Source organism: Methyloparacoccus murrellii (assembly GCF_054657115.1).
Window position 1 is genome coordinate 1 of record NZ_BAAHXD010000066.1, and the last position, 13,038, is coordinate 13,038.

Consider the following 13,038-nt stretch of genomic DNA (forward strand, 5'->3'; position numbering starts at 1 on the left):
GGCAAATCAACTTGTCGCGAAGTGCTTAACGATCAGGCATGTGTCCGCCAGGAAACCCCGGCACCGCATCCTGCCCGCTGCCGGGGCAATCCCCATCGTCAGGGAGCAACATCCCGCCACCATGATCAACGGCATCCGCTGCCAGCGTACACAGCGGTTCCTTGAGGCCGATATCAGCCCCAAAGGGCTTTCAGAGCCATCGCGGATCAGGCCAGGAGAAAGCGGGAGATGCCGGGACGGCCACGTGCGTGACCGATCTCCGGGTGCCCCACCGGGCGATCGGCCTGAGAAGCTGTCCGGGGACCGTGAAGGGCGGTACAGTATCCGCATCTAGCGACACCCCGCCCGACCTGAACGTGGATACCCTGGCGGCCGCCGGGGTGGTGCCTCCCCCGCGGATCCGGGCGATCCTCCAGCAGGTCGATGGCATCGATGCCGATCTAGTCTTGCCATACGGTTGGGCCGCCACTGCGGAACGACCCGCGATTCTGGATGAACTTGCAGACGGCCTACGCGCTTCGCAAGGCCAAAACCCATGCACGGGACATAGGGCGCGAAGTACAGCCAGGCGCCGTGCAGGCGCCAGCCGGACGCTGTTGGTGTGATTGAGGTGGGGTGAGCGACGTGACGCGAGGTCAGGCATGCACGAAGACGGATTGAAAGTTCTGGTCGCCATCGGCTCGGTGATCCTGATAGCCCTGCTGATTCACTGGGCCTTCGACACATGGCAGGCCACGGTGAACATCTATGCCTCTGGCTGCGAGACGCCATCCGGCCGGCAGCTGCCCGCCGAGATGTGCAAGTACATCGTTCACTACCGATACCAGCAGGGGGAGTGATGCCAGGCCTGGCCGACCAGGCGGCAAGCCTGTTCTGGCCGCGCGGGGTTTCCCGCGCCCGGCCCGGGAATGCGCCCGCTTGCAGCGCCTGACGGATACCCGGTCACGGTTCGCCACCTCCACCCATGACAGGTTGCCAGGCACCGCAAGCCCGGCACTCGGCTGTTGCCCCCGGCTTGCCCTGCGCGGGATTGCCCATGGAGGGGGCGAACTGGCACGCCGCGGCCATGGCCAGGAAAAATGCGGCAGCGCCGGCTACCCGGGGCGGCCGGCCCCGGTAGCCAGATGCAGAGGCGTGCGTTCGGCGTGCCATGGCGCTCGCCTGATGCAGGCGGCTTTATCGGCCCAGCCGGTGGATTCGGGGATGTTCGGGCAAGGCCCGCAGGCGCCGGATAGCGGGCGGATAGCGTCGCAACAGGCGTCCCAGCCCTTCGGCACAGGCTCCGCAATTCAGCTGGCGGATCATATCCCGCGCCCCGTAACCCGGCAGCAGGCCGGCGGCTACCCGGGCCGCGAACCAGACCGGGTGCGAACTCTGACTCACGTAGCTGGCCGTTGCCCGTCGCCAGTCGTCGGCGTAGGTGGCCTTGAGGACCGGCGACCAGGCCAGCCGGTCGAAAGACTCGTCGCCGACCTGGGGTCTCAGCGATTCGGCGTACCGGCCATGCTCCCGCAGGCCGAACAGCCGGGGGCGCGACGCGCCCGGGCGATCAAAGACGCCAGTCCGATGCAGGCGTCCGACCAGCCGCCCCAGCCCACGATGCTCGGGATGAGTCCAGGCTTCGTCGGGATTCAGGGTGATGACGATGTCCGGCCGGCTACGCCGGGCGATCCGCTCGGTCGATCGGATCGGGCATTCCCACAGGTTGGTGCCGGACAGGGTGGCGATACCGGTTTTCAGGGTGTAGGGCAGCATGAAGGTGCTCATGTCGGAATAGCCGAGCATCCATTTCGGCCGGGTCCGCCCGAGGCGTTCGAAATCGACGAAAGGCAGCATGTCGAGCAGCAGCTCGCCGCCATTCGGCGGAAAGATCGCGCCGATCGCGTCGTCCAGCAGCATGCGGGTCAACTCCTCGGCCCGTTGCCGCGCCGGAGCGCTGAGCAGCGATCGTCCCCACAGGCACTCACCCTCGCGATAGGCGTAACCCAGGCGATTCAGCGTCTGATAGGCAAACCGCATGCGCGGCCTTCGGCGGGCTTGACGCCCGCCGAAGGCGACGTGATGCCCATCACATCACCGGACCGCAGGGGCCGGGGGAAACGAAGGCTGCGGGCGCCCGGGCTGGCCGCCAATGGCTCCGCGTCCAGCAACGGGGAACGGACGATGCCGGCGGAGCCGGCCATGGTGGCCAGACCACCGAGCCTGAGGAAATGGCGTCTGCTGGTATCCATGGCGGAATCACGCAGGTGAATGGGAACATGACCGCACCGCCCTTCGGTGCGAGCCTCACCCGTCAAACCTAGCCGGAAAAGACCGGAGGGCAAGCTAGATTTACCTTCGCATGGGCGCGACACATTTCCCGGGCGCCGGCATCGGGGCCTGCCCGCTGGCCGGTGCGCCGGACACCGTGACGGCCGGCGCTCAGCGCTTGAGCTAGCGTGACAGCACGGCGAACAGCTGCTGCAGATCCAGCGGCTTGTTGATGAAGTCGTCCACGCCGGCCGCCAGCGCCGCCTGGCGCTCCTCCTCCAGCACCCCGGCCGACAGCGCCAGCACGGGCAACCCGCTCAAGGCGGAATCCGCGCGAATCTTGCGGGTCGCGGTCAACCCGTCCATGACCGGCATCTGGATGTCCATCAGGACCACATCGAAGCGGTCCGGTTGGCTCCTCAGCATCTGCAGGGCCTGCGCGCCGTCATTGGCCAGCGCGCAGGCGGCACCTGCCAGCCGGATGGCCCGCTCCGCCACCATCCGGTTGATGGCGCTGTCATCGACGACCAGCACCCGCAGCCCGGCGAGATGCTTGCCGGTTTCCGGCCCGGCCGCAACCGGTGCCGCGGCCCCCTCCGCCGGCGCCATCCCCTGACGGTCAACCCGCTCGGCCGGCCAGTCGAACCAGAACAGGCTGCCAGTCCCGGGCGTGCTGCTGACCCCGATCTCGCCGCCCATCATCCCGACCAGGCGCTTGCAGATCGAGAGCCCCAGGCCGGTACCGCCGAAGCGCCGGGTGATGCTGCCGTCGGCCTGGCTGAACGGCGTGAACAGGCGGCCCAATCCCTCCGCATCGATGCCGATGCCGGTGTCCTGCACCTCGAAGCGCAGCCGACCCGGCTCGCCATCGGCCTGCCGCCACTGTGCGCGGATGACCACCTCGCCCCGCTCGGTAAACTTGATGGCATTGCCCACCAGGTTGAACAGCACCTGCTCCAGGCGCAAGGCATCGCCCAGCCAGCCGTCGGCAACGGCGGGATCGGCGTCGAGCCGCAGTTCGATGCCCTTGGCGCGGGCATTGACCCCCGCGATGCTGGCGACATGCGCCAGGGTCCGGCCCAGGTCAAAGGGGCGGAGATCGAGCTGGAGTTGCCCCGCCTCGATCTTGGACAGGTCCAGGATGTCGTTGATGATGCCGAGCAGGGACCGGCCGGCGACCAGGATGCCATCGACCATCTGCTGCTGATCGGGCGTCAGCGGCTCCTGCGCCAGAATCTGCGCCATGCCGAGGACGCCGTTCATGGGCGTGCGAATCTCGTGGCTCATGTGGGCCAAGAACCGGCTTTTGGCCTGATTGGCCTGGTTGGCAGCGTCGCGGGCCAGCTTCAGCTCGTGTTCGTGACGCTTGCGCTCGTCGATGTCCCGGGAAACGCCCAGCAGTTCCACGAAGCTGCCGTCCTCGCGCAGGATGGGAATGGCGGTGACCTCGGCCCAGAAGGTGCCGTCACCCTTGCGGTAATATTCCTGCTCGCCGCGATAGCTGTCCGGCCGCTCGCCGGCCTGGACGGCGGCGATCAATCGCTGAAGATAGCCGATAGCCTCCGCCTGCGAGGCCGGCGTCAATATCTCGCCGATCGGCTGCCGCATGGCCTCCTCCTGGGTGATGCCGCGCACCTCTTCCACCGCCGGGCTGACATAGGAAACCGTGCCATCCAGCTGCATGGCCCAGGTCACGTCCCGGGTATTCTCGGCCAGGATCCGGTGGCGCTCCTCGCTGATGCGCAATTGCTCCTCCTGTCGCTTGCGCTCGGTGATGTCGCGGACCAGCAGGATGAAGTGCTCGGCCGTCCCGCCATGGGCGCCCATGGCAGCGATCGAGATCTCCCGCCACAACAATCCCCGGGGTGTCGGCAGCGAGTAGACAGCGCCCCGGTATGCGCCCCTGATGGCGGCCGCCTCCAGCGCCGCCATGATCACGCCGGAGGCTGGCTCGGGCAGCACCTCGGCGAGGCGCTTGCCCAGAAATTCGGTGGGTGGCAGGGCATATTGCCCGACATTCACCGCATGGCTTTCCAGAATCCGCCCGTGTCGGTCCACCTTGAACATGACATCCGGCAAGGCATTCAAGGTCGCCTCGAGACGTTCCTTGATGGCCAGCAGTTCATCCTCGGTCCGCTTCTGCTCGGTGATGTCGCGGGTGATGCCGAGGATCGCAAGGAAGCGCCCCGCCCGGTCGTACAGGCTGGTGGCCTTGACATCCGTCCAGACCATCCGGCCATCCCGGTGGCTGCCGCGTTCCTGCAGCCGCTCATGGAATTGCACCGGCCGGCCGGCCGCCACGTCATCCAGGGCTCGGGCGAAGCCCCGCTGCACCAGGGCCAGGGAATCCGGGGTGAAAATCTCGTCCCAGGACATCGCCATGGTCTCTTCCGGGGTACGTCCCAGTATCTTGGCGACCGAGGGACTGATGTAGGTAAACCGACCGTCCAGGTCCATGGTCCAGACCACGTCGGCCGAGTTGTCGGCCCACAGCCGGTGCCGCTCCTCGCTGAGCCGGAGACGCGCCTCCATGCGCTTGCGTCGCGTGATGTCGATGAAGGAGACCAGCAGGCACTCGCCCATGGCGGACGCGCTGACGAGGACATCGCGCACGCGCCCATCCCGGCAGCTGACCCGGATCTCCCGGGACGGCACGACGCCCTGGTGCAGGACGGCCTGTGCCACCGCCTCATCCCACCAGGCGAAGGTTTGCCGGCGATAGGCCGGGTCGGGGAAGGCCAGCTCGGCCCAGTCGGCCACCGTGGGGATATCCTCCCGCGTGTAGCCGAAGGTCCGGGTGAATTGCCGGTTGACAAACAGGACGCCGCGTCGCGCATCCAGGGCATAGCACCCCATCGGTATCGGCGCGTGCTCCAGCATCCCGCGAAAGCTTTCCTCGCGGGCCCCGGGCCAAGCCTCGGCCTGCCTGCGCCGGGTCAGGTCGCGCAGGGAGCCGGTCAGCCTGATCGCCCGCCCTCGGACGTCGCGGGCAATCCAGCCATGAACCTCGACATGGGCCTGCCGCCCGTCGCCGCGTGGCAGGCGACACTCGCCGGACCCCGGGGCGCGACGCACACCCAGCGCGGCCAGGAGCCCCGTCCGGACGCCGGTCTGATCTTCCGGATGGGTCAGGGTCCGCCACACCCTGGCGAAGGGCCGCGGCAGGCCGGGCGGGCAGGCGGACCGCGCGGCGCGGGAGCGGCTCCGCCAGAGCCGCCGCGCCGGGAAAACCCAATCCCAGGTGACGCCCGGCGTGGCCTGGCTGGCAAGTTCGCCGGGGCTCGCCCAGGGCACCTGCCCGGGCGGTTCCGGGTCCAGCTCGACCCAGGTCAGCAACAGCCCGGGCGCTGGTCGCCCGGCGACATGCAGGCTGGCGGCCTGGACGAGACAGGCGCGGGGTTCCCCACCATCCCCCGCCGTGATGCGCAACCGCAGCCTGGCGGGATTCGCCGCATCCGGCTTGTCCCGGAGCAGCCGTTGCAAGGACAGACGGCCGGCGTCATCGAGCAACCGCATGAACGCGTCCCCCGGCAGCGATCCGGCCGCCGGGCCCAAACATTGGATGGCCTGGCGGTTGGCGACCTCGACATGGCCATCGTCGTCGAGCAGCAGGGCCGGCACGGGCAGCTGGACGAAAAGGTCGGGCTGGCCGGCCGTGGCCCTTGCCGTGGCATGGCGGTCGGCCACCGCTGCCGAGGCCGGTCGCCGCGGCCCGGCACACCCATGGCGCAGGGCATCGGCCAGGGCGGCAGGCTCCCCGGGCTGTCGCAGGCTCGCCGGATCGCGGGCATCCTGCCGGTTGTGCGCGATCACGCGCAGCATCCGCTCGAGCCATGCGCGTAATCTGATGTTCCCTGCGCTCAACTGGGCAACCCGACTGAGGTTGTATCAGCCGCCATTAAAGCATTGTTCGCGGCCAGGATCGGCACAGGCCGGCATCGGTGGCCGCAGCACGAGGCCTCGCAGAACCGCCGCCCCGCGGGCACTCGTCCCACGGTTGAGGTATCCTCGCGCGGGCATCATGCCGCGCATCAACAGCCATGGGCAGTCATGCCCGCTCGCCGGCGGCAGGAAGCCTGCCGCTGCCAGGGCAACGCGGGCGGCACTGGCCGCCGGCATGAGCGATGGATGCACCCGCCCACGGCCGACCACCATGCCTGACAGAGGAGACCCATCATGCGCACCCTGACGAGAGCTGGAACGCTGCTGAGCCTGACACTGGGGCTCGGCGCGCTTCCGTCGCCGGCCCCGGCGGAAGGAGACAGCCCACCGCCCGCCCCCGTCGTCGAGGAACGGGCCAGACAGTGGCTGCACGACATGAGCGAGTATCTGCGGGCGTCCAAGTCGTACAGCTTCCATGCCGATATCCAGTACGACGACGTGCTGCCGAGCGGCCAGAAGATCGCCTTCGCGGCGGAAACCGACATCGCCCTGCGTCGCCCGAACGGCATCCATGCCCGGCAGGTCTCCGACACCGGCAGCAAGCGCCTGTGGTTCGACGGCAAGCAATTGACGCTGCTGGACCCGCAGAAGAACACCGTCGGCGTCGAAGCCCTCTCCGGCAACACCGACAAGGCGCTGGAGTACATGGTCAACGAACTGCACTTCAGCCTGCCGCTGGCCGATTTCCTCTACGAGGATCCGGCCAGGGCGCTGGGCCACAACACCCGCTACGGCTTCGTGGTCGGTCCGAGCAGCGTCGGCGGGATTCCCTGCCAGCATCTCGCCTTCGTCGACAGTCATGTCGACTGGCAGATCTGGATCGAGGACGGCCGCCTGCCCCTGCCGCGCAAGCTGGTCATCACCTACAAGACCCTGCCGAGCTCGCCGCAGTTCAGCGCCACCCTGAGCGACTGGGATTTCGGCAGCCGGCTGCCGGACAGCCTGTTCCAGGCCCGCCTGCCGGCGGATGCGATGCGGATTCCCTTCCTCAAGGAGGCCCAGGCCAGACCCCCGACCCCCGAGGCAAAACCCAAGGAAAAACAGTAAGGTGGCTCCCATGCAGAGACCAGACATCGATGACATGGCCCCGCTGCAGGCGCTTGCCCGGCAGCTGCTGGGGCTATCCCTGCTGGCGCTGCTGGCGGGCACGGCGGAGGCCCGCGGCAGCTTCGGGGGAGGATTCGGCGGCGGCTTTGGCGGCCACCTCGGCGGTTTCGGCGAACGCGCCGGCGGCGGCGCCTTCGGCGGTGGCGGCTTTGGCGGCGGTGACGTCCAGCGCTTTGGCGGCGGCGGCGTCGGCGACGGCCATTTCGGCGGCGGCGGACTCGGCAGTGTGCGCGGCTCGGGCGCCGACTCGGGGGTCGGCCGGGACTGGTCGGAGCGCGGTGACGCCGACCGGACGCCGGCGCAGCAGGACCGCGCTCAGCAGCAGGACCAGCTACAGCAGAACCGCTTCCAGCAACAGGACAAGGTCCAGGCCAACCGCGACCAGGAGCTGAACCACCTGCAGAACCAGAACGAGCTCTACCGCCACTACACCAACAACAACTATTACTACGGTGGCGGATTCGTGCCCTACTATTACGGCGGCAGCTGGGGCGGCTTCTATTCCGGCATGATGATGGGCGAGATGACCGGCATGATGATCGGCGCCAGCATGGCCAGCCTGCCGCGCCAGTACACCACCGTGGTGGTCGAGGGCACGCCCTATTACTACGCGAACGGCGCCTATCTCGCCCAGGCGTCCGGCGGCACCGGCTATACCCTGGTGCCGCCACCGCCCGGGGCCGTCGTCAGCTACCTGCCGAGCAACTGCGCGCCGGTCTATCTCGGCCAGCAGAGCTACAGCGACTGCGGCGGCGCCTTCTATCAGACGGTCAGCGGCGGCTATCAGGTGGTCATCCCCCCGGCCGGCATCCAGGTCAACAGCATTCCCGGCAGCGCGGTGGCCCGGCAGATCAACAATACCCAGTACTTCGAGTACGGCGGCGTCTGGTACCAGCCGTTCTACGGCGGCAGCGACGTGATCTACCGCGTCGTCAGCAACCCCGCCAAGTGCGAGGTCTGCGGCTTCTGACGCCCGGCGCCGCGCGGCAGCCGCCCGCGCCGGGTCAGAAGGCCCTGGCGTAACCCAGGGCCAGCGCGGCATCCCCGACCCGCAGGCTGAGCCGCACCCCGCGCGGCCGCTGATCCGGCAGCGCGGCATAGGCCCGCAGCAGGGCCCGCGCGTGCGGCCAGGAATCCGGCGTGAAATAGACGCTGTAACCGTCGCCGCCGGCTCTGGGGGCGCCCAGCATGGCCATGCCCAGGGGCGCGTTGCAGGCGATGTAGATGGCGCGGAAGGCCCCCTCGATCACATCGGCCTCGCCGCCCGCGTAGTCCTCGGCGGTCAGATCGATGCGATACCAGCTTGCCCCGGCTGCCGCGCCGTCCGAATGGCCTGTCATGTTGCTGCCCTCCTGCCGCCAGTCTGAAGAAGCCGGAGAGTTTACCCGAAGCCCCTGCCCGCCTTGGACGCTGGCTTCCCTCCCTTGCTATCCTTCCCCGCCCGATAATCTTCGCCGACAGGGATACGCCCATGTTTGAACCGCCCGCCCTCAACGAACTTGCCAAGCGCCTCGCCAGCGTCGTACCGGGCGATCTGCAGTTGCTCGGAAGCGACCTGGAAAAGACCTTCCAGGCCATCCTGCAAGCCGCCTTCAGCCGCATGAACCTGGTCAGCCGCGAGGAGTTCGAGGTCCAGCGCGGCGTCCTGGCACGCACCCGCGAGCAGCTGGAGGCGCTGGAAGCCCGCGTCGCCGCACTGGAGAAGCAGCTCCTGCAGGATTAGCGGTTCGTCGCGCGGCATGTCGCTGGCGATTGTCTACACCCGCGGCCGGCAGGGTATCGCGGCGCCGCTGGTCACGGTGGAGGTACACATCGCCAACGGCCTGCCGGCGCTCAACATCGTCGGTCTGCCGGAAGCGGCGGTCAAGGAAAGCAAGGACCGGGTGCGCAGCGCCCTGCTGAACTGCCACTTCGAGTTCCCCCTGCAGCGCGTCACGGTGAACATGGCGCCGGCCGACATTCCCAAGGAAGGCGGCCGTTTCGACCTGCCCATCGCCCTCGGCATCCTAGCGGCATCCGGCCAGATTCCCCGCGAGCCCCTGGAAGGGCTGGAATGCCTCGGCGAGCTGTCGCTGGGCGGTGAACTGCGCGGCATCGCCGGCGTGTTGCCGGTCGCCCTGCGGGCGCGCGAGGCCGGCCGCGCCTTGGTGATCCCGGCCGGCAATGCCGCCGAGGCGGTGCTGGTGGACGGTGTCAGCATCCTGCCGGCCGGCCATCTGCTCGAGGTCTGCGCGCACCTGAACGGCCAGCGCCCGCTGCAGCCGGCCATGCCCGGCCCGGCGGAGGCCAGTCCCGCCTCCCTGCCCGATTTCGCCGACGTGCACGGCCACTTCCAGGCCAAGCGGGCGCTGGAAATCGCCGCAGTCGGACGCCACAACCTGCTGATGCTGGGGCCGCCCGGCACCGGCAAGTCGATGCTGGCGGCACGCCTGCCGGGGATCCTGCCGCCGCTGACGGATACCGAAGCGCTGGAGAGCGCGGCCATCGCCTCGGTCAGCGACCTGCCGTTCGACCCGCTCCGCTGGCGGCAGCCCCCCTTTCGCGCCCCGCACCATACGGCCTCGGCCCCGGCACTGGTCGGCGGTGGCGGCAACCCCAAGCCCGGCGAGGTCTCGCTGGCCACCAACGGCGTGCTGTTCCTGGACGAATTGCCGGAATTCGACCGCCGGGTGCTGGAAGTCCTGCGCGAGCCGCTGGAAACCGGCGCCATCACCATCTCCCGCGCCGCCCGTCAAGTCGACTTTCCCGCCCGCTTCCAGCTGATCGCGGCGATGAACCCCTGCCCCTGCGGCTATCTCGGCGATGCCTCCGGACGCTGCCGCTGTACGCCGGATGCGGTGCTGCGCTATCGCGGCCGCATCTCCGGCCCCCTGCTCGATCGCATCGACATGCACGTCGAGGTGCCCCGGGTGCCGCAGGCGATGCTGCGCGACGGCACACCCGGCGGCGAGGCGAGCAGCACCGTCATCCGCGCCCGCGTCGAGGCCGCCCGGCAGCGCGCCCTGGACCGGTCCGGCCACCCGAATGCCTGGCTGACGGCGGCAGAAACCAAGCGCGACTGCCGCCTCGACGACGCGGGCCACCAGTTGCTGGAACAGGCCATGGACAAGCTGGGGCTGTCGCACCGGGCCTATCATCGCATCCTGAAGCTGGCCCGCAGCATCGCCGACCTGGCCGGCACCGAGACCATCGGGCTGCCGCACCTGAGCGAAGCCATCGGCTACCGGCGCCTCGACCGCGCGCCCCGTCGCTGACCCGGCAGGTCCGCCCCGGACGCGCCGATGATCGCTTAAACTTCCCCGCCCGCACGACCGTTCGCCTCCCCCTCTGACTGCCCGCATGTCCCAACTCAATCCGCAACAACACGCCGCCGTCGTCGAGGTGGAGCATCCCCTGCTGGTGCTTGCCGGCGCCGGCAGCGGCAAGACCCGCGTCATCACCGAGAAGATCGCCCACCTGATCCGCCAGGGCCTGCCGGCCCGCCACATCGCCGCCGTGACCTTCACCAACAAGGCGGCACGGGAAATGAAGAGCCGGGTCGGCAAGCTGGTCGACGACCGCGCCATCCGCGGCCTGACCGTGTCGACCTTTCATGCGCTGGGCCTGGACATCATCCGCCAGGAACATGCGGCGCTGGGTTTCAAGAAGGCCATTTCCATCTTCGACGAGCACGACCGGCTGGTACTGATCAAGGAACTCATCAAGCACGGCCGGCCGGAATGGGACATCGACCATGCCGAGCGCGTCAGCGGCCAGATCAGCCGCTGGAAGAACCTGTTCCTGCTGCCGGAACAGGCGGCCGGGCACGGCACCGACCCCGTGCTCGGCGGGCTGGAACTGTACGACCTGTACCTGCGGCAGATGAAAGCCTACAACGCGGTCGATTTCGACGACCTGATCCTGCAACCGGTGCTGCTGTTCCAGAACCAGCCGGAGATCCTGGAAAAGTGGCGCAACAAGCTGCGCTATCTGCTGGTGGACGAATACCAGGACACCAACCTGACCCAGTACCAGATGGTCAAACTGCTGGCCGGCCGGCTCGGGCGCTTCACCGTGGTCGGCGACGACGACCAGTCGATCTATTCCTGGCGCGGCGCGCAGCCGGAAAACCTGGCCCAGCTGCAACGCGACTTCCCGCGCCTCAAGGTCATCAAGCTGGAACAGAACTACCGCTCCACCCGGCGCATACTCGGCGTGGCCAACAGCCTCATCGCCAACAATCCGCATGTGTTCGAAAAGCGCCTGTGGAGCGCCCTGGCACCCGGCGATCCGCTGCGCGTGCTGCATCACCGGGACGAGACGCTGGAGGCGCGGCAGATCGCCTCGGACCTGATTCACCACAAGTTTCGCCACGGCAGCCGCTTCCGCGACTACGCCATCCTCTACCGCGGCAATCACCAGTCGCGGGTGTTCGAGACGGCACTGAGGGAAGCCAGCATCCCCTACTTCATCAGCGGCGGACAATCCTTCTTCGGCTATGCCGAAATCAAGGACATCCTGGCCTACCTGCGCCTCATGGTGAACCCGGATGACGACGCGGCCTTCCTGCGCATCGTCAACGTGCCGCGCCGCGAAATCGGCCCGACCACACTGGAAAAGCTCGGCGCCTACGCCAACCGCCGGCGCATCAGCCTGTTCGCCGCCTGCTACGAGATGGGCCTGACGGCGGAGCTGTCCGACAATGCCCGCCAGCGGCTGCAGCACTTCTGCGACCGCATCCAGGATGTCGCCGACCGCGCCCGGCGCGGCGACACCTTCGCCGTCATCGACGACTTCATCGTGGCCATCGACTACGAAGGCTGGCTGCGGGAAACCGCTAATACCGAAGAAGCCGCCCGCCGCCGCATGGGCCAGGTACGGGAACTGCTGGACTGGCTGCGGCGTATCGCCACCGAGGACGAAGGCCAGGAAAAGAGCCTGGCCGAGGTCATCGCCAAGATCCTGCTGCTCGACGTACTGGACCGCAGCCAGGAGGAGCAGGCCGGCGACCGCGTCAACCTGATGACCCTGCATGCCGCCAAGGGACTCGAATTTCCCTACGTCTACCTGGTGGGCATGGAGGAAAACCTGCTGCCGCACGAAACCAGCATCGAGGAAAACGGCATCGAGGAGGAACGGCGGCTGGCCTATGTCGGCATCACCCGCGCCCAGCAGCATCTGACGCTGAGCTACTGCACCCACCGCAAGCGCCGCGGCGAACTGGAAAGCCGCCAGCCCAGCCGTTTCCTGGAGGAACTGCCGGAAGCCGACCTCGAATGGCCGGCCCGCCGGGCGCTGGATCCGGAAGTGAAGCGCGAACGTGGGCAGGCTTCGCTGGCCCAGCTCCGCAGTCTGTTAAACGCCCCTTGAATCCGCTATAATCGCCGTTCACGCGCCCGTAGCTCAGTTGGATAGAGTGTTGCCCTCCGAAGGCAAAGGTCGTACGTTCGAATCGTATCGGGCGCGCCATCAAATCAATGGCTTAGCAAATCACCCACCGCTTGGGTGGTCCTTGGCAGGACCGCTGCAACCCGCATGGCACCTGGGGCCCGCCACGCCGTTATCATAGTTTCGTCATACCCTGATCGACCCCGCGGTTCGCCGCAGGTTATCCGGCGCCGGTTGCGCATGGCGACGGGTTCGACCGGTACCGGACAGGTCCCGGACGCATAGAGACTGGCATCCACCATGGCCGGCCAGCCGGCAAAGGCGTGCCGCAGGCCGCGGATGCGGAAGTCCCCGATCCCCACCCCTAGCCGG

Annotated in this window: 8 protein-coding genes, 1 tRNA gene and 1 pseudogene; 7 read left to right on the forward strand and 3 right to left on the reverse strand. The window is 68.2% G+C overall.

The annotated features are described in order from the left end of the window. The first annotated feature begins 641 nt into the window (after window positions 1-641). Complete coding sequence (locus ACYQ1H_RS14490; RefSeq protein ID WP_460028758.1) at window positions 642-839, forward strand: hypothetical protein; 198 nt, start codon at window positions 642-644, stop codon at window positions 837-839. Between the two features lie 337 nt (window positions 840-1,176). Here the strand turns inward: ACYQ1H_RS14490 and ACYQ1H_RS14495 are convergent. Then, window positions 1,177-2,025 (reverse strand): annotated as a pseudogene (locus tag ACYQ1H_RS14495) (LD-carboxypeptidase); the annotation flags it as partial. A 408-nt stretch (window positions 2,026-2,433) separates the two neighbouring features. Beyond that, a complete protein-coding gene (locus ACYQ1H_RS14500; RefSeq protein ID WP_460028759.1) occupies window positions 2,434-6,063 on the reverse strand; it encodes a PAS domain S-box protein in 3,630 nt (1,209 codons plus the stop codon). A 363-nt stretch (window positions 6,064-6,426) separates the two neighbouring features. On the opposite strand from ACYQ1H_RS14500, the gene ACYQ1H_RS14505 reads away from it, so the two are divergent. Together ACYQ1H_RS14505 and ACYQ1H_RS14510 are read left to right on the forward strand one after the other, a co-directional pair. Further along, a complete protein-coding gene (locus ACYQ1H_RS14505; protein ID WP_460028760.1) occupies window positions 6,427-7,239 on the forward strand; it encodes a DUF2092 domain-containing protein in 813 nt (270 codons plus the stop codon). A gap of 10 nt (window positions 7,240-7,249) precedes the next feature. Then, a complete protein-coding gene (locus ACYQ1H_RS14510) occupies window positions 7,250-8,269 on the forward strand; it encodes a DUF6515 family protein (protein WP_460028761.1) in 1,020 nt (339 codons plus the stop codon). A gap of 34 nt (window positions 8,270-8,303) precedes the next feature. Here ACYQ1H_RS14510 and ACYQ1H_RS14515 read toward each other — a convergent pair whose 3' ends face one another. Continuing rightward, complete coding sequence (locus tag ACYQ1H_RS14515) at window positions 8,304-8,639, reverse strand: hypothetical protein (protein WP_460028762.1); 336 nt, start codon at window positions 8,637-8,639, stop codon at window positions 8,304-8,306. Between the two features lie 131 nt (window positions 8,640-8,770). Here ACYQ1H_RS14515 and ACYQ1H_RS14520 point away from each other — a divergent pair, with 131 nt between their 5' ends. The 4 genes from ACYQ1H_RS14520 to ACYQ1H_RS14535 all read left to right on the forward strand — a co-directional run bounded on the left by ACYQ1H_RS14520 (window position 8,771) and on the right by ACYQ1H_RS14535 (window position 12,747). Continuing rightward, window positions 8,771-9,022 carry an accessory factor UbiK family protein gene (locus ACYQ1H_RS14520; protein ID WP_460028763.1) on the forward strand — a complete coding sequence of 84 codons (252 nt, stop codon included), beginning with the start codon at window positions 8,771-8,773 and terminating at the stop codon, window positions 9,020-9,022. Between the two features lie 16 nt (window positions 9,023-9,038). Continuing rightward, window positions 9,039-10,553 carry a YifB family Mg chelatase-like AAA ATPase gene (locus ACYQ1H_RS14525; RefSeq protein ID WP_460028764.1) on the forward strand — a complete coding sequence of 505 codons (1,515 nt, stop codon included), beginning with the start codon at window positions 9,039-9,041 and terminating at the stop codon, window positions 10,551-10,553. An 85-nt stretch (window positions 10,554-10,638) separates the two neighbouring features. Beyond that, window positions 10,639-12,648 carry a UvrD-helicase domain-containing protein gene (locus ACYQ1H_RS14530; RefSeq protein WP_460028765.1) on the forward strand — a complete coding sequence of 670 codons (2,010 nt, stop codon included), beginning with the start codon at window positions 10,639-10,641 and terminating at the stop codon, window positions 12,646-12,648. 22 nt (window positions 12,649-12,670) lie between these two features. Next, window positions 12,671-12,747 (forward strand) — tRNA-Arg (locus ACYQ1H_RS14535). Window positions 12,748-13,038 lie beyond the last annotated feature (291 nt).

Coding starts and splice junctions, on each gene's coding strand:
- ACYQ1H_RS14530 (WP_460028765.1), top strand. CDS start 10,639: ATGTCCCAACTCAATCCGCAACAACACGCCGCCGTCGTCGAGGTGGAG.
- ACYQ1H_RS14490 (WP_460028758.1), top strand. CDS start 642: ATGCACGAAGACGGATTGAAAGTTCTGGTCGCCATCGGCTCGGTGATC.
- ACYQ1H_RS14505 (WP_460028760.1), top strand. CDS start 6,427: ATGCGCACCCTGACGAGAGCTGGAACGCTGCTGAGCCTGACACTGGGG.
- ACYQ1H_RS14525 (WP_460028764.1), top strand. CDS start 9,039: ATGTCGCTGGCGATTGTCTACACCCGCGGCCGGCAGGGTATCGCGGCG.
- ACYQ1H_RS14515 (WP_460028762.1), bottom strand. CDS start 8,639: ATGACAGGCCATTCGGACGGCGCGGCAGCCGGGGCAAGCTGGTATCGC.
- ACYQ1H_RS14510 (WP_460028761.1), top strand. CDS start 7,250: ATGCAGAGACCAGACATCGATGACATGGCCCCGCTGCAGGCGCTTGCC.
- ACYQ1H_RS14520 (WP_460028763.1), top strand. CDS start 8,771: ATGTTTGAACCGCCCGCCCTCAACGAACTTGCCAAGCGCCTCGCCAGC.